The sequence below is a fragment of the Pseudonocardia sp. TMWB2A genome (genome assembly GCF_017312135.1).
This window is the reverse complement of the sequence record NZ_QKQY01000001.1, coordinates 2,655,493-2,681,148: the sequence shown is the minus strand read 5'-3', so window position 1 is coordinate 2,681,148 and position 25,656 is coordinate 2,655,493. Positions and strand designations below refer to the sequence as shown.

Genomic DNA, 25,656 nt, shown 5'->3' with positions numbered 1-25,656 from the left:
CTAAACCTCCGGCCAGCATCATGAACCACAAAAACCCCCGCTTTTTTTCATAAAGGCGGGGGTTTTTGCGTTGAAGCGCGCGGCATTGGATTGCCCCTTCATCATCGGTTCAGCCCCTGCTAGCATAAAGGCCATGATGGATTTGCCCCGCGCCCTCCCCCGCTCCTTTCCCCACTTCTTTCCGGGTACTTTCGCGCGTCTTGCCGCTTTCCTGCTCGCGCTCACCGGCCTGATGATGGCCAGCACCGCGCAGGCGCAAAGCATTTTGCGCGACGCGGAAACCGAAAAATTGCTCGACGATATGTCCGCGCCGATCATTCAGGCCGCAGGGCTGCAACCGCGCAACGTCAAGATCGTCCTCGTCAATGACAAGGACATCAACGCCTTCGTCGCGGGCGGGCAGATTGTCTATATCCATAGCGGCCTCATCACCGCCGCCGACAATGCCAATGAAGTGCAGGGCGTCATCGCCCACGAACTTGGCCACATCACCGGCGGCCACATCATCCGCTATTATGACGGCGCGAAACAGGCGACTGCCATTACCCTTCTGTCGATGCTCGCAGGCATTGCCGCCGCAGCCGCAGGTGCGGGCGAAGCAGGCATGGCCGCAATGGCGCTCGGCCAGCAAGCCGCCTACACCAACATGATGAGCTTTTCGCAGACGCAGGAAGCGTCGGCGGATGCGGCTGGTGCCACCTATCTGGCGGGCGCGGGCGTCAGCGGCAAAGGCAGCATCGCTTTTTTCAAGAAGCTGCAAAATCTGGAATATCGTTATAATGCCGGGATGCGCGGTGATGGCTATGGCCGCACCCACCCGATGACCGGCGAGCGTATCCAGCGCCTTAGTGACGGGTATCAGAAAGATCCGGCATGGGAAAAGGCGACCGACCCCGCGCTGGAAGCCCGCTTCCAACGCGCCAAGGCCAAGCTTATAGGTTATGTCGAAGAGCCTGCGCGCACCTTGCAACTTTATCCCGAACGCGACCAGAGCGTGCCCGGCCATTATGCGCGCGCTTATGCGTGGCACAAATCGGCCTATCCCGACAAGGCGATGGCCGAAGTCAATGCGCTTGCCAAACGCCTGCCCGACGACCCTTATGTGCTGGAATTACAAGGTCAGGTGCTGCTCGAATCCGGTCGCCCCAAGGAATCGCTCGCCCCGCTGCGCCGCGCGGTTGCGCTCAGCAATAACCAGCCGCTCATCGCTGCGACCTTCGGCCATGCGCTGATCGCCACCGAAGACAGCACCAATTTCGCGGAAGCTACGCGCATCCTCAAAAATGCTGTCGCGCGCGATAATGATAATCCGTTTGCCTGGTACCAGCTTGGCGTCGTCTATCAGCAGCAAGGCGATGAACCGCGCGCCGCGCTTGCGACCGCCGAACGCTATAATCTGGAAGGCCAGCACCGGCTTGCGCTCCCCAATGCCGAAACCGCGATGGCCGGATTGCCGGCCCATTCCGCAGACTGGCTCCGCGCACAGGATATTGCTATGGTCGCCCGAGCCGAAATCGCGCGTGACAAAAAGCGCAAATAGGTCCAGAATCCGCAACTACAAAGAGACAAAGGAGCGGTCCCGCCAAGGGAACGCGGGGCATAATATATGAACGAGGGTCGAGACACCCATTATCAGCCTTGGTTGCGCGATGAAGACAGCGCAAAGGCCCGCGCGGCGGACCCTTATGCGCAAGCCCCGCGCGCGGACGCTCCGGCGGAACCGGCAGAAGACGCCGCAATAGCGCCGCTCCAGTCGCAACAAGTGCCGCCAGTCCGCAAGCCGCCGGTTGGTCTTGACCTCAACCGCTATAGCCACGCGCCGAACGCGTCCGATACAGGCGCCCACGCCGCTGCCGATCCTTACAGGCCGCACGAGGTTGCGCCTTTGCCGACCACCAGCGGCGGCGAGGAAAGTTGGGGCAGCTTGGCCGCCAAATCGTCGAAAAAGCTGGCCGCATCGGTAAAGCGCGGCTGGACCGGCTTTGCCAACTGGACCATTTATCTCGGCGAAAAAGCCGATATTCCCGCGCGTATTGCCGCGATGCATTTGGACGAAAAAGCCAAAGCCGCCGCCGAAGCGGTCGCAGAGGCCTCGAAGGTCGCGGCCAATAAAACGGCGGAAGCTTCCAAAGTTGCCGCCAACAAGACGGCGGAATTTTCCAAAATCGCCGCGAATAAAACCGCCGAGGGAGCCAAGCAGCTTTCACAGAAAACCGTGGAAGGCGTGGCCAAACTCGAACTTGGCGACAAGATTGGCGATGTTGCGGAAAAAGCGGGCGAAACCATCAAGAAAGGTGCGTCGAGCGTCGTCGATGCGACCAAGGCGGCATCCGAAAGCGTGGTCGATGCGACCAAATCGGGCGTCGAAACCGTCGCCAAGGGCGCGTCCGACCTCACCCGTAAGCCAAGCGTTGACGCAGCGGCCATCCCGTCCGCGCTCGAACGCTTATTGGCTGAGGAAGCGGCGGCCCAAGCCCCGGCTCAGGCGCAACCGTCGGCTTCCACGACCGACGCGCAGGCCACGCCTGCCACTCCGGTTCCCGCTTCCCCTGTCAAAGCGCCGCCGCCTTTGCCCTTATTTGCGGAAGTCCCCGAAACCGTTCCCGCACAGCCCAGCCCCAAAAAGCCGGGCGGCAAGCCGTCTTATCGCTCGATGGCGCTGGAACGCGCGCAGGGGGACGAGGCTTTCCGGTCCGCAGAGATTATTCCCGATCCTGTCGATATATCCGACGCGCCCCGCGATGCAGCGGACCAGGCCGCGCCGTCGCCCTCTTCACCCTCCCCTCTTGCCGCGCGCTTCGACGCGATGCGCAACCGATTGAAAGCCAAAATGACCGAACGCTCTTCTGCTGCTTCCGGCACTGCCTCCCCCGCGACCGCCACCCCTTCTAAGGCTTGGATTTATGCGCTGGTCGGCACGCTCGCCATTGGGGCGACCTTATGGGGCGTTTCCGGAAAAATCCCGCCGCAATCCCTGCGCAGCGATGCCGCGAGTGCAGGCGCGCCGGTGCTGGCCGCAGCGGGCATTGAACGCAGCGACCGCGCGGAAATCGAAGCGATTGTGCATGATTATATCCTCAACCATCCCGAAATCATTCCCGAAGCGATGGAACGCTATCAGGCCAAGCAAATGGCCAAGCAAATCGACGCGGTGCGCTCCGACCTGGAAACGCCTTTTGCGGGCGCATGGACCGGCGCGGCTAAGGGCGATGTCGTCTTGGTCGAATTTGCCGATTTTGCCTGCGGTTTCTGCCGCCGTAGCGTCGCCGATGTCGAGCGACTGCTGCGCGAGGACAAAAATCTCAAAGTCGTCCACCGCGATCTCCCGATCCTTTCGGAAGAAAGCGTGGTCGCCGCCAAGACCGCGCTCGCCGCCGCCAAGCAAGGCAAGTATCGCGACTATTATCTTGCCCAATTTGCAGGCGGCCCGCCGTCCGAAGCGAGCATCAAAGCTGCTGCCGCCAAGGCAGGGTTGGATAGCGCCGCGCTCCAGAAAGCCTTTCTGAACGGCGATCTTCAGGCGGAAATCGAGAAAAATCTGGGCTTCGCGCGCGACCTTGGTTTCAACGGCACGCCGACCTTCATCATCGGCGACCGCGTGCTGCAAGGCGCGGTCGGCTATGACGAACTTAAAAAGGCGATAGAAGAAGCGCGCGCCAAAAAGTGAAGGGGCAGGCTCTCCTGACCCACGCCCGTTAAACTGCATGGCCCGCCCGCCGCTTACCACCCGCTTCCCGTTCCTCTATCCATTGCGGGTCAGGCAAAGGCAGGCGGCGCGCTGGCTGCGCTGGCATTGCGGGCCGGAAAGATTTGCGTTGCGGCGTCAGGCCGAATTTCTGCCCGCCAAACTCTATCGCCACCAATCCAAGCTGCGCCGCCATTTGTCCGACGATGCGCAAGACCGTTTGTGGCAGGACAATAAAGTGCATAACCATGCGCGCGCCATCCCGCATCTCGACGGCATTATCATCGCGCCGGGCGAAACCTTCTCTTTCTGGAGGCTGGTCGGCAAGCCGGAGGCCGCGCGCGGATTTGTCGAGGGCATGGAATTATCGCAAGGCCGTGCGCAGGGCGGCATCGGCGGAGGGCTGTGCCAGATCGGCAATCTTCTCCACTGGCTCGCGCTCCATTCCCCGCTCATTGTCACCAGCCGCGCCAATCACAGCTTTGATCCCTTCCCCGACCAAGGGCGCGTCATCCCTTATGGAACGGGCGCGGCGCTCTTTTATAATTATATTGATTTGTGGCTTTATAATCCGACCGACCAGCATTTCCAGATCCGGCTATGGCTCACCGATACGCTGCTCAATGGCGAGATACGCGGCGAGCGGCACTTGCCGCATCGCTATCGCATCGTCGAACGCAACGCAGGATTTGAACGCACGGCAGATCATTGGGTCCGCCATAATGAAATCTGGCGTGAAACGCTGTCGAAAGGCGAGGATAGCAGGGTTATGGCCAGCGAATTCCTTTACGCCAACCGTGTGCGGGTAATGTATGAGCCGCAGCCTGATACAGGCCGCTAAGCCCGCCTTTTAAGCCCGCCCCTTAAAGCCTTGCGCGATCACATACCATTCGGGGGAGCCTTTGCGGCTCGCCGGAGGTTTGGCGTGCTTCACCGACTTGAAATTCTGCTTGAGCAGTGTGAGCAACTCGCGGTCGGTCCCGCCTGCAAATACTTTGGCAATGAAATGACCGCCGGGTTCCAACACATCGACCGCAAAATGCGCGGCAGCTTCAACCAGACCCATCGTGCGCAAATGGTCGGTCTGCGGATGGCCGACCGTATTTGCGGCCATGTCGGAAATGATAAGATCGGGCATCTGGCCCAGTTCGGCAATTAACCGGTCCGGCGCATCATCATCCATGAAGTCCATTTCGAGCAAGGTCGCGCCGTCAATCGGATCGGTCGGGAGCAGATCAATGCCGACAATCGCCGCGCGCGGATTGACGCGGCGCACCACCTGCGTCCAGCCACCCGGCGCAACACCGAGATCGACCACCGCCTTGGCCTTGCGCAAAAGCGGAAATTTTTCGTCAATCTCGATCAGCTTGAATGCCGCGCGGCTGCGATAGCCTGCGGCCTTGGCTTGCTTGACATAAGGATCGTTCAACTGGCGTTCCAGCCAGCGTGTCGAAGAAGGCTTGCGCCCCTTGGCGGTCTTGACCCGCTGGCGCAAACCGCCACGCCGCGCCGCACCCGCGCCGCTATTCTTCTGGCCGCCCCCGCCGCCTTTCTTGCCTGCCCCTGCGCTCATTGCCGGTGCGCCCTTCTTGCGCGCAATTCCTTGGCCATGAGCGAGCGCAATATGCCTTCGCGGATGCCGCGGTCAGCCACGCCCAACCGTTCGGCAGGCCAGATGTCGAGGATGGATTCAAGGATAGCGCAGCCCGCTACGACCAAATCGGCGCGCTCGCGCCCGATGCAGGGCAGCGCAATCCGCTCCGGCATCGACAAGGCTGCAAGCCGCGCGCTAATCGCCCGCATCGAGGTCGCTGGCACAATCAGCCCGTCAATCGCGCTGCGATCATAAGCGGGCAGTTCAAGATGGAGGCTGGCGAGCGTCGTCACCGTGCCGCTGGTGCCGAGCAAGCGCGCTGCGCCTTCGGGCGGACGTCCCACGCGCTCGGCAAAGGGACGGAAGGCTTCACTGACCCGCGCGCGCATCCGCTGGTAACTCGACATACGTTCCTGCTCGCTCGACCGGTCGAAGCTTTCGACTTCGGTGAGCGACACAACCCCCCACGGCACCGATTGCCAATCGAGAATTTTAGGCGCATCGCCGCTCGCATCGACCAGCACCAATTCGGTCGAACCGCCGCCAATATCGAAAATAAGCGCAGGCCCTTCGCCCGGTTCGAGCAGAATGTGGCAGCCAAGCACAGCAAGCCGCGCTTCTTCTTCGGCGCTGATAACATCCAGTGCAATGCCGGTTTCGCGATAGACGCGGTCGATAAATTCCTTGCCATTGCTCGCCTGCCGACAGGCTTCGGTCGCGACCGAACGGGCGAGTGCAACATGGCGGCGGCGCAATTTATCGGCACAGATGGTGAGCGCGGCAAGCGCGCGGTCAATCGCGGCATCACTGATGCGCCCGCTGCTCGCCAAGCCTTCGCCCAACCGCACGATACGGGAAAAGGCATCGACGACGATGAAACTGTCACCCGACGGTTTTGCCACCAGCAAGCGGCAATTATTGGTGCCCAAATCAAGCGCGGCATAGCTTGCCCGGCGGGAATAGCGGGGATTGCCGTCATAACCGACGGCCGGGGCCGCACCGACGCGGGCCGCAAAGGAAGCGCCGGGCATCGTCCCCGGCGCTGTCGCCAAACTCCCGGGTATTTTTCCCGGACGATGTGGCGATGGTGGAAATCCGCTCACCATAGCCTTGAACACTTCTTATATTTTCCGGATACGGACGATACCGCCGGTACTTGGGGCCAAGAGTAAAGCGAAGCGCCAGCGGACGCAAGAGCCAGAAAAACCGGCGAGAAAAAGGGGCAAGAGCAGGAGGGCAGATACGTTACGGAATCGCGGGCACAAAAAAGGCCGATCCGTTTGGGACCGGCCTTTCATATTGTGAATCTGCTAACCGCTTAGCGATAACGACGACGGCAAGGGTCATCCGCACGGTCAATCACATTACCGGCAACCCCGCCGACCACGGCACCCAATACCGCGCCCAAGGTGCGGTCGCCGCCGCGGCCTGCAATTTCATGGCCTGCAAGACCGCCTGCAACGGCACCGATGGCGGTGCCACCACGGCCCTTGTCACATTCGCGATAATAGTTGCGATAACGCTGGCCGCGATAAGGGTTGTTATACCCATTGTCGTAATAGCGGCTCGAATTATAGTGACGGTGTTTGCCGCGTTTGGCATCCGCCGGCGTAGCGAGCGCAAAGCTCGATGCGATAACTGCAAATGCACCGACCGAAAGCATGGCATTTTTAAACATGGTTTTTCTCCTTTTCCAGCTTCGCCGTTTGCGTCCCTCCGAACCGAACCGGCTAAATCCTGAAACCGGTTCTGCACTGATTCGCGTGAGCCAAAACTGAACATGCTTGTTGGCGAATATTCAGCTTATGCTTAGAGGCTTAGCGTCCATGCCGCCGCATGCCGCGCGCATCCTTGCCGCTGCCTGCCTGTTTGCCCTGATCGGGCCGACGCCGTTTGTCGAGATGGTCAAGCCCGCCTTCAATCAAAGTCAGGAGATTGGCGTAACGCCGCTCGTCTATCCGGCGGGCGCGAGCCGCACCATCGGGGCGTTGGCGTATCGTGAAGGCTGGGTGTTAGACGGCCGTTACACCGGTTTTGGCGGCTTTTCCGGCATGGCATTGCTCGGCGAGCGGGAATTTTTTCTTGTGTCCGATACCGGAATTGTCGCGCGCTTTACATTGACACGCGACGGGCAGGTTCTTGACTCTTCGATCAAGCCTGTTCCGGAAGGCCCGGGAAGCGCTGACAATAAATATGCGCGGGACATGGAAGCCTTGGTCGCGTCCCCCGACAGGGAGACATTCTGGATCGGCTTTGAACATGCGAACGCGATCTGGAAATATAGTGCCGACAGCGAAAAGGCCCTCGCCCATGCGCGCCCGCAGGCGATGCAGAGCTGGGCCGGGAATAGAGGACCGGAATCCATGGCGCGGCTGAATGACGGGCGCTTTCTGGTACTGTCCGAAAATGTCGATGATGATCCGCGCGGCAAGCGGGCCTTATTGTTCGCGGGCGATCCCACCGCAGCCCCCGATGATGTCATCCGCTTTTTCTATGACCCGCAAGGCAAAGGGCTTGCTACCGATGTCCAGCAATTACCCGACGGGCGTGTGCTCATCCTCCACCGCGAAGTTTCGCTGCGGCACGGCTTTATCACGCGGCTCGCCATCGCGGATGTCGGCGCTATCAGGCAGGATTATGTGCTGCACTCCAAAACCGTCGCGGAGATTGCACCGCCGTTTGTCACCGAAAATTTTGAAGGCATGACGATACTGCGCGAAGGCGATGATCTTATGCTGTGGATGGTGTCGGACGATAATCTGATGGGGTTCCAGCGCAGCCTGCTCGTCAAATACCGCATCAACCCCGCGCTTTTATAACCAGCCCTGCGGGCATAAAAAAAGCGGCCCGACGGACCGCTCTTTTATCTGTTACCCGAATCGGGAAAGTCGGGACTTATGCAGCCGCCGCAGCCTTTTTCTTGGCCACTTCCTTTTTGACCTTGAGCGCACGCGCCGACAGCTTGCTGTCATTGGTCTTGAGGAGCCAGTTATCAAGGCCGCCATTATGTTCGACCGAACGCAGGCCATGCGTCGAAACGCGCAGCTTTACGCCCTTTTCAAGCGATTCCGAAAGCAGCGTTACATTCTGCAGGTTGGGCAGAAAGGTGCGCTTCGTCTTGTTGTTGGCGTGGCTAACATTGTTACCCACCATGCGACCCTTGCCGGTCAGTTCGCAAATACGCGACATGATAAAAACCTCTGTAAATCTGTTCGGATTGTCCCGGAAAGCCCGTGCCCCTATAGTGTGAGCCGGGATTCGTCAAGGCCTGCGGGGCCTTTACACGCCAATATTTTCGGCCTGTTGCGCCCTTCTAGCGTATAAATTTTCTGCGGGCCAGTGCTTTCCTGTGTCATGACCCTTGCATCAGACAAGAGGAGAGTGCCGATGATTCGCAGGGATATTCTGAAAGCCGGTCTGGCAGGCGCCGCCATCATCGCGATGCCCGCGCCGCTTATAGCCGCCCGCCGCCCGCTCAGCCGCTTGCGCATCGGCATTATCGGGACCGGCGAGCGCGGCAAGGTTTTGCTGCGCGAAGTGCTGCGCCGCCCCGATGTCGACCTCACTGCCATTTGCGATATTGACCAGTTCGTCATCGACCGCACCTTGCGGCAAGCACAGGAAGCGGGTCGCAAAGCCCCCAAAGTCTATACCGGCAGTACCGAAGCCTGGCGCGATATGCTAGCCAAGGGCGGGCTGGATGGCGTCATCATCGCAACGCCGTGGGAGTGGCACGCGCCAATGGCAATCGGCGCGATGCAGGCCAAAATCCCGGTCGGCTGCGAAGTGGTCGCGGGCGTCACGCTGGACGATCATTGGGATGTTTTACGCGCGCATCAGGCAAGCGGCACGCCTTATATGCTACTCGAAAATGTTTGTTACCGCCGCGATGTGATGGCCGCGCTCAATATGACGCGGCAAGGCCTGTTCGGCGAGATTGTCCACCTTGAAGGCGGCTACCAGCATGATTTGCGCGAGGTGAAATTCAACGCCGGAATTCCGGGCAAGCCTTATGGCGGCGGGGTCGAGTTCGGGCCGAAAGGCTGGTCGGAAGCGCGCTGGCGCACCGACCATAGCGTCAAACGCAATGGCGAGCTTTATCCAAGCCACGGCATCGGCCCGTGTGCGATGCAGGCGAATATCCATCGTGGCAACCGTTTCACGCGGCTCACCAGCTATGCGAGCAAAGCACGCGGCCTCCATGATTATGTCGTCGCCAAGGGCGGGGCAAACCATCCCAATGCGGCGGTCAAATTCTCGCTTGGCGATGTCGTGCAAACGCATATCGCGTGCGAAAATGGCGAGACTATTTTGCTGACCCACGACACATCATTGCCGCGTCCTTATTCGCTGGGCTTCCGGGTGCAGGGCACCAAAGGACTGTGGATGGACCTTAACAAGTCCGTCTATATTGAAGGGCAAAGCTCCGAACCGCATAAATGGGACGATGCGCAAACCTGGTTCGACAAATATGACCATCCGTTGTGGCAGAAATATGCGGCGGAAGCGGCGGGCGCAGGACATGGCGGCATGGACTTTTTTGTCATCCGCGCCTTTTTGGAGGCCTTAAAATCGGGATCGGATATGCCGATCGACATTTATGATGCGGTGGCGTGGAGCGCGATCACGCCGCTTAGCGAGCAATCTATTGCCGCGAATAACCGGACCATCGACTTCCCCGATTTCACCCAAGGGAAATGGAAGGACCGCAAGCCGATATTCGCGCTGGACGACCGTTAATGGCGTAAAAAGGCGGGAACATTGCCGGTGAACGGCGCGTTCTTTTGCGCGAGGAGCGCATAAAGCGCGCGCGTGAAGGAAGCGGAATGTTCGACTGGATTACGGCACAGATCAGCAATTTCGGCTATGCGGGCATTGCGTTTCTGATGTTCCTTGAAAATCTGTTCCCGCCCATCCCGTCCGAACTCATCATGCCGCTGGCAGGGTTTGTCGCGGACCGGGGCTTTTTGAGCCTGCCGGTCGTCATCCTGTCCGGCACATTAGGGTCGGTCGCGGGCGCATTGCTATGGTATGAAGTGGCGCGGCGGGTCGGCAAAGAGCGGCTCAAAAGATGGGCGGGCAAGCATGGCCGCTGGCTCGCGCTCCATCCGCATGACTTCGACAAAAGCGAAGACTGGTTCCGCCGCCACGGCAAAAGCGCCGTTTTTATCGGCCGTATGGTTCCGGGCATCCGCACCTTGATTTCGGTGCCCGCAGGCTTTGGCAAAATGCCGTTCCTGCCCTTTTTGGGCTGGACGACATTGGGGTCGCTGCTGTGGTGCAGCGCCTTGACGGTCGCGGGCTATCTTCTAGGGCCGCATTATGACCGCGTCGAAGCATGGCTCAATCCGGTATCGACCGGCATTTTGCTGCTGATTGCGGGGCTTTATCTCTACCGCGTCATCACTTGGAAAGCGGCGTGATTGCTTGGGGGCCGCCGCTCGGCTAGGCAGAGCGGATGCACGATGCTTTCCCCCCGTCTTCGCCCATGCAGCGCGCGCTTGAGCTGGCGCGGGCGGCGGAAGAGGCGGGCGAGGTGCCGATTGGCGCGGTGGTGGTGCGCAACGGGCGCATCATCGGCGAGGGCAATAACCGCACACGCCGCGACAATGACCCGACCGCCCATGCCGAAATTGTCGCGATACGCGAGGCCGCGCGCGCGCTCGGCAATGACCGGCTGACGGATTGTGACCTGTGGGTCACGCTGGAGCCGTGTCCGATGTGCGCGGGCGCGATTGCCCATGCCCGGATAGCGCGGCTCTATTATGGCGCGGACGATCCCAAAGGCGGCGGCGTAGCGCATGGCGCGCGGGTCTTTTCGCACCCGACCTGCCATCATCGCCCCGAAATCTTTGAAGGGCTGGCCGCCGATGAAGCGGGCGCGATGCTCCGCGCCTTTTTCGCCGCGCGGCGTTAGGCCTAATCGCTTTATCAGTCTGCCTTATGCGCCCGCGAGCGCGCGTTTGTGGGCGCGGCCATTTTCGACATAATGGGCAACGCCCAACCGCATTTCAGCGAGCGCCTCGTCCGTAAGGTCACGCACATAGCGCGCAGGTACGCCCGACCAAAGTTGGCGGCCGGCAAGCTGCTTGCCCGGCGTCAACATGGCGCCAGCGGCCAACATGCCGTCGGTTTCGATGCGCGCGCCGTTCATCACGGTCGAACTCATGCCGACAAAGGCGCGATCTTCAAGGACGCAGCCGTGGATCACGGCCATATGTCCTACAAGCACATCTTCGCCGATGATGGTGGGATAGCCGTCCGGCGCGCCGGGCATTGCGCTGTCGCAATGGACCACGCTGCCATCCTGTATATTGGACCGCGCGCCCACGACAATGCGGTTGACGTCCGCGCGCAGCACACAATTATACCAGATGCTCACATCGGGACCGATGGTGACATCACCGATAATCCGGCACCCCGGCGCGATAAAGGCGCTGTCATGGATTTGCGGCGTTTTGCCGTGCAGCGAAACTATAGTGACGTTCGGAAAGGAAGAATGGCTCATTCTTCCTCCTTGTCCCAAAATTTTACGAGCGGCAAGACCGAACCATAATTGTCCGTCCAACCCGAAAAACCGGTGCGCGGGGTAAGCTCTTCCCATTCGGCGGCGCTGTCTTGGCTCGGATTGGTCGCATCGGCGAGCTTTTGCGCCTCGCGCGTCATGGCAACCCATGTGGAGGCGGTGAGTGCGTCATCTTCCGTATCGGGATAATCCCACCGCCCCAAAGCGAACCAGCCACGCTTCTGCGCTTCGGCGGCCAGCACCGGTTCCAGATCAAAATAGCGGTTCGAAATATGGACAACCAACACGCCATCCGGGGCCAGCACGCGCTGATACACCGCAAAGGCTTCGCGCGTCAGCAAGTGCATCGGAATCGCATCGGACGAAAAAGCGTCAATCACCAATATATCGAGCGATTGCGCCGGTTGGTCGGCCAAGGTCAGCCGCGCATCGCCGACATGGATTGCGGCATCGGGCGTGCATTGCGACAGGAAGGAGAACTTTTCCGGCTTTTTGGCGATGTCCACCATGACCGGATCAATTTCGTAAAAATGCCATTGCTGGCCGGGCTTGGCATAGCAAGCTAGCGTCCCTGCGCCCAAGCCGACAATCCCGACACGCGCACCCTTGGGATAGAGCGCGCCTGCACGGTCCAGCACAATGCCGACGCCCGACCCGTGGCCATAATAGCTGGTCGGCTCTTTGGACTTGGCCGGATCCAGATGCTGGAGCCCGTGCAAGGTCGTGCCGTTCACCAGCTTTTGCAGATTTTCATAATGGTCGGGATAGACATTATAGACGCCGAAATAGCTGCGCGTGCGGTCTGCCTCCAAGCGCGGCTGGGCTTTGTCCCATCCGTCGGCCACCCCCATGATCGCAAGCAGCATCACCATGAAGGCCGGGCGATTGCCGACCATCCATATCCCTACCAGCAACATCGGCACGATGAAATAAGGCAGCTTTTCATCAACGGGCGAATTATTATGATAGAGATAATAAAGCGCGCCCAGAAAAATCAGCACCGCGATAAGCATTTGCGGCAAACGGCCAATGCCGCCCGCGCGCTTGAACGGAAACAGGCTGGTCTGCGGAATCAGAAGGGCGGCGGCCAAAATCAGGATCGGATGTTCATAAACCCAATCAAATACAATCGGTGCGACCAGCGCACAGAAAATGCCGCCAATCACCCCGCCTACCGACATGAGCAGATAAAATTGGGTGAGATAGCGCGGGCTGGGCCGGTCGCGATACATGAGACTATGCAAGGCGACCGCGACGACGAACAGCAGCACAAGGCTCCCCGCCATCATTAATACAGGGCTACGGCTGGCAGAAAGCAGCGCGGTTCCGCCAAGCGTTAAAATCACAAAGGGGCTGAGGAACAGGATAAGGTCCGCCAGCCCGCGCCGCGCGGCAAAGGCGACCGAAAAACTCAGCAGATAAAGGCCGAGCGGTATCACCCACAATAAGGGGATCGACATCATATCGGTGGTGAGGTGCGTGGTCGTCGATAGCATCAACCCCGAAGGCACCGCTGCCAGCGCAATCCAGCGCAGCTTGCGGGAAAGGCTGGGCGGCGCTTCGTCCACCGCTTCGGCTTTCGCCGCATCTTCAGCGTCCGCAGTAGCCGCGCTATCGCGGTAAATGGTGAAAGCGCATGTCCCCATCAACAGCAGCAACAGCGCATAAATGCCGGTCCACAACCAGCTTTGCGCGCTATTGCCGAGCATCGGTTCAACCAGCAGCGGATAAGCGAGCAGCCCTGCAAAACTGCCGACATTGGACGCAGCATAAAGCGGATAAGGGTCGGCGTGCGGCGCATGGATATGAAACCAGCGTTGCATCAACGGCGCTTGGGCAGCAACCGCGAGAAACAGCGGGCCGATAGAAGCGGCAAGCAGCCAGGGCACAAACAGCACGACGCTGGCATTGGCAGGCGGATTGGCCGCGATGAGCCCCACCGGCAACCATAAGGCCGCAACCACAAACAGCCCGATATGGATCATCGTTTGTCGCTTGGGCGATTGGCGCGAGATGAAATGCGCATAGGCATAGCCGCCGAGCAGCAATGCTTGATAGACAAGTTGCGCGCTGTTCCACACCGCAGGCGCACCGCCAAGCCGCGGCATCGCCATGCGCGCGACCATCGGTTGGATAAGGAAAAGAAGGAAACTGCCGGTGAGGATAGTCAGCACAAACAGCCAGCGCCGCGATTTTGTAGCGATCAAAGTCTCGGTCAAAATAGTCCCTATTCTCTCAGGCTATATGGCAGGTTAGCGACGATAGCGCCCTATGCGTTTGCACATGGTTAACGCGCCCTTCCCCTTTTTGTCCATGCTTCGCGGGTGATGGCATATACAATAGTGTTGCAAATATCCGGTCCCCAGCGCGCATCGACAAAATCAAGGTCGGGCCGCCGCTCCATGTCCAGCTTTTCCATCAGCCGCCAAGACGGTTCATTCTGGATGACGGTGAGCGCGACCACATGGGGCGCATCATAAGTTTCAAACGCGGCTTGCAACACGCGTTCGGCGGCTTCGCGCGCATAGCCTTGGCCTTGCGCGGATTCGGCAAAGCGCCAGCCTATCTCGAAATCCCCGACAAAGCTGCTTTCTGGTGCATTGGTGCGTTTCAGCCCGCAAAAGCCGAGCATCTCGCTATCCTCGCGCCGCTCGACAATCCAGAAAGTGTGCCCATAATCGCGCTGGACGCCTTGGAGGCGTTCATAGGCGTCGCGGAACGCCGCTTCGTCCTGAACTCCGCCGAGCCAGCGCATCACGCCGGGCGTATTGACCCGCTCCATGAAGGGGCGAAAGTCGGCCTCGTCCCAGTTGCGCAGCCGCAACCGTGCGGTTTCAAACAGCGTGTCAGCCATTCAGCAAACGCGCGGCGTGGAGCGCATGATAGGTAAGCACACCCGAACAGCCCGCGCGCTTGAAGCTGGTCAGCGTTTCCAGCACCATCGCGTCACGGTCCGCCGCACCCGCAGCCACCGCCGCTTCGATCATCGCATATTCTCCCGACACCTGATAGGCGAACACCGGCACCGCGAAATTGTCTTTCACGCGGCGGATAATGTCGAGATAGGGGAGGCCGGGCTTCACCATCACGCTGTCCGCGCCTTCGGCTATGTCCATCGCCACTTCGCGCAACGCTTCGTCGCTATTGGCCGGGTCCATCTGGTAGCTTTTCTTGTCGCCTTTGAGGAGACCGCGCGAGCCGACCGCATCGCGGAAGGGCCCGTAAAAGGCGCTCGCATATTTGGCGGCATAGGCCATGATCTGGACATTATGATGTTCGCCCATTTCGAGCGCGCGGCGGATCGTGCCGATGCGGCCATCCATCATGTCGGACGGCGCGATAATGTCCGCGCCCGCTTCGGCTTGTGTCACCGCCTGGTCAACCAAGGCCGCGACGGTTTCGTCGTTCAGCACATAGCCGTCGGCGTCAATCAGGCCATCCTGTCCGTGGCTGGTATAAGGGTCGAGCGCGACATCGGTCAAAATACCGATGTCATTACCGCACGCATCCTTGATCGCGCGGATCGCGCGGCACATCAGATTGTCGGGGTTGGAGGCTTCCGCACCATTTTCGCTGCGCTTATCCGTAGGCGTATTGGGGAATAAAGCCACGCACGGTATCCCCGCATCGCGTGCCTCCTGCGCGCGCTTGACAATATTGTCGACCGACCAGCGCGACACGCCCGGTAGCGAGGCAACCGGCTCTTCGACGCCCTTCCCTTCGGTGATGAACAAGGGCCAGATGAGGTCGGCAGGAGTCAGAATATTTTCCCGCACCATCGCGCGACTCCAGCCGGTCGTGCGGGTTCGACGCAGGCGGGAAGCGGGATAGGAGGGGGAAGCGGTCAGCGTCGGCTTGGTCATGATGGCCGGGGGTTTAGCCGCCCGTGCGACAAAGGAAAAGGGTGGGCCGCATTTTTCGTAGCACATTCGGGATATGACCCCCGGTTATCGGCTTGGTTGTGATGGTCATATCCGGTCATCATCTCCCTATGCTTTATTGCTTCTTCATATCCTCTATATCCCCGAAAATTATGCGATTGACTTGCAATAGCAGGCATGGCAACGGCAAAGCCCGCCTGACAACCGGCCTAAAAGGGGCATTTCCACGATGAGCAAGATCGCTCTGCGCAATATCTGGTTCCAGTTTCATAAATGGATCGGCCTGATCCTTGCCATTGCGATCATTCCGATTTGCGTGACCGGTGCAGCCTTGGTGTGGCATGATGCGCTGGACGAGGCGCTCAATCCGGTGCGCTATGCGTCCACCGAGGCCCCCGCGCTAAGCCCGACAGCCTATGTCGCGGCGGCGCAGGGCGCGATTGGCGCGGACCAGCGGGTTGCGCAGCTTATCTATCCCGAAGAAGGTAAGGGCAGCGTCCGGCTGGTGCTGGCAAACCCGCCCGTACCCGGCGAGCGCCGTCCGGTGCGTACAACGCTCTGGCTCGATCCGGTCGATGGCCATGTCCTCGACAAAGCGCGCAGCAATGAAGGCGCGGTGCGTGTCATGCACGTGTTGCATGGCTCGCTCTACATCCCCGAATGGGGCCGCCCGATTGTCGGCTGGGTTGGCGTTGCGATGGTGATTTCGTGCATTAGCGGCATCTGGCTATGGTGGCCGACCGTGGGCAGTTGGGTGCGAGGGCTTCGCTGGCGGCGGCACAATAATTTCGACACCAACCTCCACCATTTATTCGGTTTCTGGATTGCCATCCCGCTGTTCATATTGTCGCTCACCGGCGTGTGGATCAGCTTCCCCAAAGTCTTTTCCGAGCTGGACAGCAAGCCTGCCGCCGCAAAGAGCGAGGGCAAGGAAAAAGGCGAAGCTAAGGCTAAGGATAAAGCGAAGGGCAAGGGCGAAGGTAAGGGCGAAGGCAAGGGCGGCGGACGCCCGCCCGCGCCGCAACCGCTCGCACAACCCGCGCTGGACGCAGACAAGGCGCTCGCGGCGGCCAAGGCGATGGAGACCAAACCCTTTGTCTCGATGAGTTGGCCCACCGAAAAAGCGGCGGACTGGGAATTCAAGACCGAAGGCAAGCCCAATAGCGATAATCCCCCGCGCACCATCAAGGTTGCGGACGTCGGGGGCGCGGCATCGCTCAAGGCAGAAGAACCGCCCGCGCGCGGTCCCGTCATGCGGCTGATGCGCCAGATCCATGACGGCACCGACACCGGCTTTGTGTGGCAGTTCATCATCTTTCTGGGCGGCCTGCTCCCCGCAATCCTTTCGATCACAGGCCTCATCATGTGGTGGCGCGCGCGCAAATGGCGCGGGCAGTTGAAGCAACGCCAACGCGCTCGCGCGGCGGGGTAAAGGGCGAAGTCCCACACCGTGTCGGCGCGCAGGCGGGGACCAGAGCGAGATCAAGCTACGCTACCCTAGACCCCCGCCTGCGCGGGGGAACAGTAGGGTTAAAGCCGTGCGGCCACCGCTTTGGCGAAGGCCGCGCCGCCATCCGCCGCGCAGTTCAAGAACAAGGACGGCTCAATCACTTCCAGTTCGAGCAGCAGCAACGCCCCGTCGGCCCCGCGTAGCATGTCGATGCGCGCATAGAGCGGCGTTGCTGCAAGGCCATTGATGGAAACAAGCGCGGCCAAAGTCTGTTCGGCCAAAGCCTGCGCGCCTGCTTCCGGTGCCACTGGCGTTTCGCGCGCGCCAAATTGTTCCTGCACACGGAAATCCCCGGCCTTGGGCGTTTTGAGAAGCGCATGACTGAACCGGCCGTCAAAATAGAAAAGCGAAAATTCGCCTTCGCTCTGCACCGCGCCAAGCATCGGCTGGACCATCATCCGCCGCCCCGCGACATCGGCAGGGATTACCTCACTTTCGCCCAGCACATAGGTGCCGAGTGACCCCGCCGACACGGGCGGTTTGACGAGCAGGCGCGTCGCCGAGAAATGCGCGCGGGCCGCGGCCAAATCAGCGTCCGCCAATGCTTCGACCCATAAGGTCGGGATGGTCGGCACGCCTGCGGCTTCCAACGCACGCAAATAGATTTTATCGCTGTTCCACCGCATCAGGCGCGGCGGGTTATGGACCGGCAGCTTTTCCGCGTCGAACCAATCGAGCAGCGCAAACCAGCGCGCCGGGTCATATTGATAGCCCCACGCGAAAAGCGGCAGGACCAGATCATATCCGGCCAAAGCTGCGGGGTCATCGCGCCAATTATGGAGCGTGACTGCTGCGCCGGTTTCGCGTTCGATCAGCGCCGTCAGTTGCGCCGCATGGGGTAGCCAGCGTTCGGCATAATCGGGCGCGGGGACAAGGAGCGCAATGCGCGGCATAAACGCTCCCCTTGTCCCCGCTTAACCCGTCATAATCAGCGTGCGAGCAATCCCCGCGCCTGCCCTGCAATTTGCGCGAGCATCACACCATTGGCCGCCGTCGATAGGCGCGCGCGGTTCACAATGCGTGTGAATTGCTGGACGCGGTCGGCATTGGCGGCAAGCCAGCCATCGACATAGTCCATCATATCGCCCTTGCTGCGCGACAGGAATTCAAGCCGCATATGCTGGAAATCGCGCGCGAGGCCGTTGACGAGCAAACGCTCCCACGGATCGGACGGCGACATACGCGTTGCAACCGTTTGCGCCCAATCGAGGCCCAATTCTTCGCCCAAATGGGTGAAGGCCTTGGTCGCCTTGGTTTCGTCAATCCCCGCCCGTTCGGCAAGGTCGGCAAGACCAACCACGCCGTCAATCTTGAACAGACGCACGACCGGCTCGATCAATTTGGCATCGCCGCCCGCTTCGAGCAATTTGGCCGCAATCTGGTCGGCATTGCGCTTGCCCACATCGGACAGGAGCTTGTCGACATTGCCCGCAAGCCGGTCAACGCCGGGCTTCAGCCGTTCGACAATCTCGCCCGGCAGCGCGCCCGCAGGCACGATGCGCAACAGGTCCGCCATTTGCGATCCCATCGCCGCCGCGGCCTGCCCGAACAGCGCAAGGCGGGTGCCTTCGTCAATCTTCGCGGTGTCGAGCGCGGCCCAGATTTTGTCCATTTCGAACAGGCGTTCGGCGGCGAGGAACATCACCGCAATATCGGACAGGCTACACCCTTCCTCTTCCGCCAGTTCAAACGGGTGGATGAGGCCAAGGCGGTTGATCATGCGGTTCGCAACCTTGGTCGCGATGATTTCCTTGCGCAATTGATGGTCGGCAATCGCTTCGGGGAATTTTTCCTGCATCGCGACGGGGAAGGCGCGCAGCAATTCACCTTCCATCGACGGATCGGTCGCAAGGTCGCCATCCTCGATCGAGTCCTGCAACGACAATTTGGCTGTCGAAAGCAGCACCGCCAGTTCCGGACGGGTAAGCCCGCGCTCATCCTGCCCGCGCCGCAGCAATTCCTCGCTCGACGCCAAGCCTTCAACCTTGCGGTCCAGCTTGCCATTGCCTTCGAAAATTTCGATGAGGCGCACATAGGATGGCAAAGCCGCCGCCCCGCCACGCTGTGCAATCGAAAGCCCCAATGCCTGCAAGCGGTTGTCGTTCAAGACAAGCTCCGACACATTATCGGTCATTTTTTCGAGCAGCACATTGCGCGCGTCGAGTTTCAGCCGGTTTTCAATCACCTCGCGATTGAGGGCAATCTTGATATTGACCTCATTATCCGAACAATCGACGCCCGCGCTATTGTCGATAAAGTCGGTGTTGATGCGGCCGCCATTTTGCGCATATTCGATGCGCGCGGCTTGCGTCACGCCAAGGTTCGCGCCTTCGCCGATGACCTTGGAACGCACGTCGATACCATCGACGCGCACGCGGTCATTGCCCGGATCGCCGACATCGACATTGGCCTGACCCGGCCCCTTGATATAGGTGCCGATACCGCCGAACCAGATGAGGTCGACTTCCGCTTTGAGGATTGCGGAAATGATCGCCGCCGGTTCCATTTCGCTTTCCTCAACGCCCAGCAACGCCTTGATTTCGGGCGTGAGCTTGACCGTCTTGTCGGCCCGCGAGAAAACACCGCCGCCCTTGGAGATCAGCTTTTTGTCATAATCTTCCCAGCTTGAGCGCGGCAGGTCGAACAGGCGCTTGCGCTCGGTCCAGCTCTTGCCGGTGTCGGCAGGATCGGGGTCGAAAAAGATATGGCGATGGTCGAACGCGGCGACCAACTTGATCGCCTTTGACAGCAGCATCCCGTTGCCGAACACGTCGCCCGACATATCGCCGCAGCCGACAACCCGGGTCGGCTCGCTCTGCACGTCGATGCCCATTTCGGCAAAGTGGCGCTGGACCGAAATCCACGCGCCGCGCGCGGTGATGCCCATCGCCTTATGGTCATAACCGTTGGAGCCGCCCGAAGCGAACGCATCGCCGAGCCAGAAATTATGCTCGAGCGCAATCGCGTTGGCGACGTCGGAGAAGGTCGCGGTGCCCTTGTCGGCAGCAACCACGAAATAGGGGTCCTCCTCATCGCGGATCACGACATTGGCCGGATGCACGACCTTGCCGCTCACAATATTGTCGGTCACCGACAAAAGCGTGCGGATGAATACGCGGTAGCTTTCCTTGCCCTCGTTGAACCACGCGTCGCGGTCCACCGCCGGATTGGGAAGCTGTTTGGGATAGAAACCGCCCTTCGCACCCGCAGGCACGATGACCGCATTTTTGACGCGCTGGGCTTTCATCAGGCCCAATATTTCGGTGCGGAAGTCGTCGCGGCGGTCCGACCAGCGCAGGCCCCCACGCGCGACCGGACCGGAGCGCAAATGGATGCCTTCAAGGCGCGGGCTATAGACCCAAATTTCGCGCCAGGGGAGCGGCTTGGGCAGGCCCGGAACGAGCGAGGAATCAATCTTGAACGCCAAGGCTTCGTTCGCACTGTCGGCAAAAGCGTTGGTGCGCAGCGTAGCTTCGATGACCGCGCGGGTGGTGCGCAGGATGCGGTCGTCATCGACGCCCTTCACATGGGCAAGCCCCGTATCAATCACATCGCGCGCCTTGGCGGCGGCCTTGCCGCTATGCTGTTTGGGGTCGTGGAGAGCCACGAACAGACCTATCAGCCCTTCGGTAATCGTGCGCGCATTGCGCATCGCGGCGACCACCGTGTCCATGCCATAGGTAAGCCCCGCCTGACGCAAATAGCGGAACCAGGCGCGCAGCCAGACGATGGATTTGGGATCAAGCCCTGCCGAAACGATCAACTGGTTGAAGCTGTCATTTTCGGATTCGCCCATGAGGACACAGGCGAGCGCCTGTTCAATCGTGTCCGCACGGTTGATAAGCTCTTCGGCTTCCTCTCCGTCCATGCGCGCAAGCTGGAAGTCATGGATATAGCCCGATGCGCCGCCATCCAACGCGGTCGGCACTTCTTCAATCACGCGGAAGCCGAAATTTTCGAGCGCGGGCACAACATCCGACAGCGCAAGCGGCTGACGGATGGCATAGGCTTTCATGCGGAAAAATTCGCCCTTATCATCGCCATCGCGATAGAAGCGCACCTTATGCACCGGCTTGTCGCCACTGATTTCGGCCGCCGTATCACGCAAGCGCACAATATCTTGCGCCGCTTCCGCCGCGCCATAAGTCGCGCGGTAAGCAGGCGGGAAGCTGTTCGCATATTTGATGGCGAGCGCCGCCGCACGGCCTTCATCGCCCAGTTCGGCAAGGCGGGCTTCGACTTCCGGAACCCAGCCACGCACCATCACCTGGAGCATCTTGTCGAGCGCATCATCGCCCGGCACCTTGCCGCCATCGCGCATATCGAGCGTGTAGCGCAGCAGCGCAGGCGCGCCGTCTTCCAGCACAATCGTCCAGCCGATCACATTGGCATGGGCGGCTTCTTCGATCATTTGCGCAATCGCCAAGCGGCGACCGGTCGACACATCATCGCGCGGGAGCCACACGAATGCGAACAAATGGCGGCCCAAAGATTCCAGCACCGTCACAATCTTGGCGCGGGGGCGGTCGGACAGCGACATTGCGGTGAGCGCCAGCCGCTCCAAGGATGCCGCATCAAAGCTGATGAGCAGATCATGCGGCAATGCGGTCATCGCATGGACGAGCGCCTTGCCCGCATGGCCCGACGGGTCGAAACCGAATTTATCGTTAAGTCCCGCAAGCTGTGCGCGCAGCACCGGCACCTTTTCAGGGGGGGCCGACAGCGCCGAGCTGGTCCACATGCCCGCATGGATGGAGAGCGCCTCCAGCCCCTTATCGCCATGCACCGGCACGATCACAAGGTCGATAAGGACGCGGCGGTGGACCGTCGCAATCTGGTTCGATTTGACCAGCAAAGGCGTGCGCCCGCCGCGTTCGAACCATTGGAACGCGCGGTCAATCGTCGCGTCCGCCAAGAGTTGCGGCCCGCGATTGGCGCAAATACCCAACGCATCGGTGACTTTTCCGCCACGGTCGCGGCTTTCATGGCCAAGCTGGGTGAAATTGCGGTCGAGGAACCAGCGCAGCAGCGCCGCGCCTTCGACATCGGCAATGCGGTCCGCATCCGCCGCCATCGTTTCCTGCATCTTGCCCCAATCGCGCACCGCTGCGCGCACATCGGCAAGCGTTGCCTTGATCGCGGCGACCAGTTCGGTGCGTTGCTTCGCATCCGCGCGGTCAATTTCCATATAGATGACCGATTCGCGTTTTTCGCCGCTCGGATGGCCGTCCAATATCTGCGTCAATTCGCCCGCATTATCGCGGCGCACCGACAGCACGGGGTGGAGGATGCGGTCCACGCCAAGGCCGGTCGCCGCCACGGTCGTCGCAATCGAATCGACAAGGAAGGGCATATCGTCATTGATGACTGCCAATTGCATCGTGCGGTGGCCGCTGGTGGGGGTCAGCGTTTCCAGCGCAATCGCCGGCTCGCCCGCTTTGCGCTTCATCATCGTGCCGGCCACAAAGGCGGTCGCTTCGGTGCGATAGGCTCCTTCAAAGCCATGTTCTTCGCCATGCAGCGCAGCATCGGTCAGCGCGGTCGAGAGCGCCTCCAATAGGGCAGCAGGGGCGGCAACAGCAGATTTTTTGGTGGCCTTTGCGGTTTCAGACGCTTTGCTAGGCATGGGACAGGCAATCCTCCGACGAATAATAACGACGCTTGCCGCAACCCCGAAGATTACGGCGATACATTCTGTTCTGGCGAAGCTCGCGTTCCGGTACGACAAGGACGCTATCCTGCCCGACCGGAAAGCAAAATTCCGCTTAGCTATGCGCCTGCCTGACAAAAGGCTCAAGCCTTTTGGGAAAAATAATTGTTCAACGTTGTGAAATATTATTTCGCGCTGAAATCGCGCAACAAAATGACAGAAAAAAGCAAATCCGTCGCGAAGCCCGCGCCCGCCCCTTGCACTCCACCCGCGACAGGCGCGCGGAGGTGCAAGGAACAAGCGCGGGCCTCGCCGCTATATATCTGTGGCTTAACGCCGGTCAGGAACAGATTTTGCGCAGCACCTTGTCGAGTAACGCCGCATCATTGAGCGCGCCCACGACGCCGACCTGATCGTCGCTCACCTTGCGCGCGACCAGCAGGACAAAATCATTGTCGCCTGCATGTAATTCGGCAAAGCCCATCGGGCGCGCATCCTTGAGCCGGTCAAGCGTTGCGCTGAACTGTGCGTCGGATGCTTGGGGTTTGGCCCCGCGCCGCGCCGCGCGCGCCTGTTTGACCACGCCCTTGAGCCCGCCATCAAAGCCTTCAAGATAGCGCGCCAAAGCGCCGCGTCCGATGCCCTCTGTCCGTGCATGGCCGATAACGGTCGCATATTCGGTGAGCCGCGTCTTGTCATAATCCGCGCCGAACACCAGCTTGACGACCGGCGTCATCGGCGCACGGCTTTGCGCCTTCAATCCGGCATCGGCCAACAGCGCCGCATAGTCCGCCGGGCAATCTTCCGCCGCCAGCGCAAAATCATAAGCGCGGCCAATCGCATGATAGAGTGCCCCGCGCCCGCGCGCATCGGCATCGCGCGCTTCAAGCGCATAGTGTCGCGCCTTGGCCAGATGGTCGGCAAGCGTGTCTGACTCACTGGCCGTATCGTTGGCCCCGTCATTGGCCGCGCCCGCATCGTCCCCTGCCCCACGCGCTATGTCCGCAAGCACGGGCGTATAATCATAGCCCGCTAGCTCCTGACTGTCCGGCCCGTCTGCCCAGGCCGGTGCGGTGACACTGGCTACGGGCGCGTGCAACACCGCCTCCTGCACCTCGCGGCGCAAGCTGGACGCCAGCGGTTCGCCCGCCACTTCCTTCCAGTTGATAACCCCCAACATGAAGTCGATGGAATCATCGTCCGACGAAAAGGGCAGCAAAATCCCGCGATAGAGAATGGCGAGGCCCTGGTCGTTCAAAAATTCCGCCTCGAACCCCACGGGGGCCTGATTGGCGATAATCTGCAAATAATGATCGGTAAGCCGCGACAATAAGGACCGCCCCGGCACTTGCGACAGATAGGAGATAGGCTCGTCCAACCCGCACGCGCGCTGGATAGCAGTGCCCAGATAGGTAATGCCCGGATTTTCCAGCCCTGCGGTAAAATCAAGCATCACCGCATGGTCGCCAAAATCGCCCAGCCGGTCGAAATCCAGATCCTCGACCGACGGCAAGGAGCGGTCGCCCAGCATCTGCGCCCAGAAATTATAGGCGCGCACCTGCATCCGCCGCTCGTCGGTGCCGACAAAGGGCGGCGCTTCGATAGCCGCATCATCGGGAGCGGCGGCATCGTGCGCGTGAGGCTCGACCGCGTCGCGCCCCATCGCGTCACGTCCTAGCTCGTCCACCAATGTCGCCGCGCCATATCCGGCCAAGCCGCGCCGCACCAAAGCGGACACGGAATGTGCCCCGTCTTGGCCAACGTCGCGGCCGACATCTTGCCCGACGTCTTGGCCGCCGCTGATACCCCTGAAATCGTCCATTCGCTCATCCTTGCCGGACCCATATAGCCGACCTTAATAGTCAAAACTGGTTAAGCCGGAGTTAAGCGATGAACGGCGTCGCTTGCCGCTTGCAAATCGGCACAGGGATTGCTAACGGCGCCCATTCCGTGAGGATAAGGAGCCCTGCTCCCACCCCGCACCGGGCCGCTTTAGCTCAGTTGGTAGAGCACATCATTCGTAATGATGGGGTCACGTGTTCGAGTCACGTAAGCGGCACCACCATTTTCAGCTTAGAAATATTGGGTTTGCTAAGGAAAGCACGCAAAGCTTGATGCCGCTTTGCTGTCCTGCTGAAAGCGTTTTCAATAGCAAAATCTGCTGAGGTGCCGTGAGGTCCGTGGGTCAAGCGTGGGTCCAACCCACATTGACTAGACTATAACCAGCAACAAATGCGCGTCGATCTTCAACGCTTCCGCCAACCGACCCAAGGCAGCAACTGACGGATTGCGTGTTCCCCGCTCTATGTCACTAACGTAGCTTCGCTCCATACTGGCAGCCACAGCAAGTTCCTCTTGGGTCATGCCCTTTTCTTTCCGGTAGCGCCGGACATTCTTCCCAAGCAACTGAACCAAGTCCATCCGCCGGTTGCATATATGACAGGAACTAAAGAGGATTTGAAAATAGGATATTTCCTCTATAGCCTTGTAGGATTCTACATGTTCTTCTTACGTTCCAGTCGAGCAAGGAGAACGGCCGATGATTCGTTTCGGTATAAATGACACCCCATCTATTGTGGCGCTTTTAGGGGCATTCACCTCAGCTTTTATGGCCTATTCGCCTGTCCAAGCGGCTGAGACCATCACCTATAAATATGATGCCAAAGGGCGGGTGGTGAAGGTCGAACGGTCCGGCACCGTCAATAATGGCCTCCAGACCCAATATAGTCACGACAAAGCCAATAACCGCAAAAATGTGACGGCCACGGGCGCATAAAACACACGCCCATATGATGATGGGCACGGCACCG

General features: G+C 60.2%; 21 protein-coding genes and 1 tRNA gene. 10 read left to right on the top strand and 12 right to left on the bottom strand.

The genetic code is table 11. The annotated features are described in order from the left end of the window. Nucleotides 1–133 precede the first annotated feature (133 nt). The 3 genes from DMP17_RS12525 (at nucleotide 134) to DMP17_RS12515 (ending at nucleotide 4,526) form a co-directional block, all read left to right on the top strand. The gene (locus DMP17_RS12525) at nucleotides 134–1,540 is read left to right on the top strand and encodes a M48 family metalloprotease (protein WP_337829408.1); all 1,407 of its coding nucleotides are present in this window, start codon (nucleotides 134–136) and stop codon (nucleotides 1,538–1,540) included. 66 nt (nucleotides 1,541–1,606) lie between these two features. Next, nucleotides 1,607–3,667 (top strand): DsbA family protein, encoded by a 2,061-nt coding sequence (locus DMP17_RS12520; RefSeq protein WP_337829407.1) that lies wholly within the window; start codon nucleotides 1,607–1,609, stop codon nucleotides 3,665–3,667. A 37-nt stretch (nucleotides 3,668–3,704) separates the two neighbouring features. Further along, nucleotides 3,705–4,526, top strand: a complete 822-nt coding sequence (locus DMP17_RS12515; RefSeq protein WP_337829406.1) for a VanW family protein — start codon at nucleotides 3,705–3,707, stop codon at nucleotides 4,524–4,526. A 9-nt stretch (nucleotides 4,527–4,535) separates the two neighbouring features. Here DMP17_RS12515 and DMP17_RS12510 read toward each other — a convergent pair whose 3' ends face one another. The 3 genes from DMP17_RS12510 to DMP17_RS12500 all read right to left on the bottom strand — a co-directional run bounded on the left by DMP17_RS12510 (nucleotide 4,536) and on the right by DMP17_RS12500 (nucleotide 6,957). Continuing rightward, complete coding sequence (locus tag DMP17_RS12510; RefSeq protein ID WP_337829405.1) at nucleotides 4,536–5,258, bottom strand: RlmE family RNA methyltransferase; 723 nt, start codon at nucleotides 5,256–5,258, stop codon at nucleotides 4,536–4,538. After that, nucleotides 5,255–6,397: a Ppx/GppA phosphatase family protein gene (locus DMP17_RS12505; protein ID WP_337829404.1), complete on the bottom strand. Its 1,143-nt coding sequence runs from the start codon at nucleotides 6,395–6,397 to the stop codon at nucleotides 5,255–5,257. Before DMP17_RS12505 ends, DMP17_RS12510 begins: the two co-directional genes overlap by 4 nt. 200 nt (nucleotides 6,398–6,597) lie before the next feature. Beyond that, nucleotides 6,598–6,957 carry a glycine zipper 2TM domain-containing protein gene (locus DMP17_RS12500; protein ID WP_337829403.1) on the bottom strand — a complete coding sequence of 120 codons (360 nt, stop codon included), beginning with the start codon at nucleotides 6,955–6,957 and terminating at the stop codon, nucleotides 6,598–6,600. Between the two features lie 148 nt (nucleotides 6,958–7,105). Between DMP17_RS12500 and DMP17_RS12495 the strand changes: the two genes are divergently transcribed. After that, nucleotides 7,106–8,098 (top strand): esterase-like activity of phytase family protein, encoded by a 993-nt coding sequence (locus DMP17_RS12495; protein ID WP_337829402.1) that lies wholly within the window; start codon nucleotides 7,106–7,108, stop codon nucleotides 8,096–8,098. A gap of 76 nt (nucleotides 8,099–8,174) precedes the next feature. Here the strand turns inward: DMP17_RS12495 and rpmB are convergent, their stop codons facing one another. Further along, nucleotides 8,175–8,468, bottom strand: coding sequence for a 50S ribosomal protein L28 (gene rpmB, locus DMP17_RS12490; RefSeq protein ID WP_443217860.1), 294 nt, complete (start codon nucleotides 8,466–8,468; stop codon nucleotides 8,175–8,177). A 198-nt stretch (nucleotides 8,469–8,666) separates the two neighbouring features. Between rpmB and DMP17_RS12485 the strand changes: the two genes are divergently transcribed. The 3 genes from DMP17_RS12485 (at nucleotide 8,667) to tadA (ending at nucleotide 11,196) form a co-directional block, all read left to right on the top strand. Beyond that, nucleotides 8,667–10,019 (top strand): Gfo/Idh/MocA family protein, encoded by a 1,353-nt coding sequence (locus DMP17_RS12485; RefSeq protein ID WP_337829401.1) that lies wholly within the window; start codon nucleotides 8,667–8,669, stop codon nucleotides 10,017–10,019. Nucleotides 10,020–10,063: 44 nt separating this feature from the next. Beyond that, nucleotides 10,064–10,702 carry a DedA family protein gene (locus tag DMP17_RS12480; RefSeq protein ID WP_337829400.1) on the top strand — a complete coding sequence of 213 codons (639 nt, stop codon included), beginning with the start codon at nucleotides 10,064–10,066 and terminating at the stop codon, nucleotides 10,700–10,702. Nucleotides 10,703–10,767: 65 nt separating this feature from the next. Further along, a complete protein-coding gene (gene tadA / locus DMP17_RS12475; RefSeq protein WP_337829399.1) occupies nucleotides 10,768–11,196 on the top strand; it encodes a tRNA adenosine(34) deaminase TadA in 429 nt (142 codons plus the stop codon). 24 nt (nucleotides 11,197–11,220) lie between these two features. On the opposite strand, the gene DMP17_RS12470 is transcribed toward tadA, so the two are convergent. The 4 genes from DMP17_RS12470 to hemB form a co-directional block, all read right to left on the bottom strand. Next, nucleotides 11,221–11,787: a gamma carbonic anhydrase family protein gene (locus DMP17_RS12470; protein ID WP_337829398.1), complete on the bottom strand. Its 567-nt coding sequence runs from the start codon at nucleotides 11,785–11,787 to the stop codon at nucleotides 11,221–11,223. Continuing rightward, a complete protein-coding gene (locus tag DMP17_RS12465) occupies nucleotides 11,784–14,024 on the bottom strand; it encodes a spermidine synthase (RefSeq protein ID WP_337829397.1) in 2,241 nt (746 codons plus the stop codon). Before DMP17_RS12465 ends, DMP17_RS12470 begins: the two co-directional genes overlap by 4 nt. Nucleotides 14,025–14,092: 68 nt before the next feature. Further along, nucleotides 14,093–14,659, bottom strand: coding sequence for a GNAT family N-acetyltransferase (locus DMP17_RS12460; RefSeq protein ID WP_337829396.1), 567 nt, complete (start codon nucleotides 14,657–14,659; stop codon nucleotides 14,093–14,095). Next, nucleotides 14,652–15,668 carry a porphobilinogen synthase gene (gene hemB, locus DMP17_RS12455; protein WP_337829395.1) on the bottom strand — a complete coding sequence of 339 codons (1,017 nt, stop codon included), beginning with the start codon at nucleotides 15,666–15,668 and terminating at the stop codon, nucleotides 14,652–14,654. The genes DMP17_RS12460 and hemB overlap by 8 nt, the downstream gene beginning before the upstream one ends. Nucleotides 15,669–15,915: 247 nt before the next feature. On the opposite strand from hemB, the gene DMP17_RS12450 reads away from it, so the two are divergent. Beyond that, nucleotides 15,916–17,118, top strand: coding sequence for a PepSY-associated TM helix domain-containing protein (locus tag DMP17_RS12450; protein WP_337829394.1), 1,203 nt, complete (start codon nucleotides 15,916–15,918; stop codon nucleotides 17,116–17,118). A 98-nt stretch (nucleotides 17,119–17,216) separates the two neighbouring features. Here DMP17_RS12450 and DMP17_RS12445 read toward each other — a convergent pair whose 3' ends face one another. From DMP17_RS12445 to DMP17_RS12435, 3 genes are all read right to left on the bottom strand, one after another. Further along, a complete protein-coding gene (locus DMP17_RS12445; RefSeq protein WP_337829393.1) occupies nucleotides 17,217–18,089 on the bottom strand; it encodes an ATP-grasp domain-containing protein in 873 nt (290 codons plus the stop codon). 35 nt (nucleotides 18,090–18,124) lie between these two features. Next, nucleotides 18,125–22,924, bottom strand: a complete 4,800-nt coding sequence (locus DMP17_RS12440) for an NAD-glutamate dehydrogenase (protein WP_337829392.1) — start codon at nucleotides 22,922–22,924, stop codon at nucleotides 18,125–18,127. A gap of 262 nt (nucleotides 22,925–23,186) precedes the next feature. Beyond that, nucleotides 23,187–24,668, bottom strand: a complete 1,482-nt coding sequence (locus DMP17_RS12435) for a PAS domain-containing protein (protein ID WP_337829391.1) — start codon at nucleotides 24,666–24,668, stop codon at nucleotides 23,187–23,189. 164 nt (nucleotides 24,669–24,832) lie between these two features. On the opposite strand from DMP17_RS12435, the gene DMP17_RS12430 reads away from it, so the two are divergent. Continuing rightward, nucleotides 24,833–24,908, top strand: a tRNA-Thr gene (locus DMP17_RS12430). A 149-nt stretch (nucleotides 24,909–25,057) separates the two neighbouring features. On the opposite strand, the gene DMP17_RS46385 is transcribed toward DMP17_RS12430, so the two are convergent. Continuing rightward, nucleotides 25,058–25,267 carry a helix-turn-helix domain-containing protein gene (locus tag DMP17_RS46385; protein WP_443217859.1) on the bottom strand — a complete coding sequence of 70 codons (210 nt, stop codon included), beginning with the start codon at nucleotides 25,265–25,267 and terminating at the stop codon, nucleotides 25,058–25,060. A 118-nt stretch (nucleotides 25,268–25,385) separates the two neighbouring features. On the opposite strand from DMP17_RS46385, the gene DMP17_RS12425 reads away from it, so the two are divergent. Continuing rightward, entirely contained in the window at nucleotides 25,386–25,622 is a 237-nt protein-coding gene (locus DMP17_RS12425; RefSeq protein WP_337829390.1) for a hypothetical protein, read from the top strand. Nucleotides 25,623–25,656: the final 34 nt, after the last annotated feature.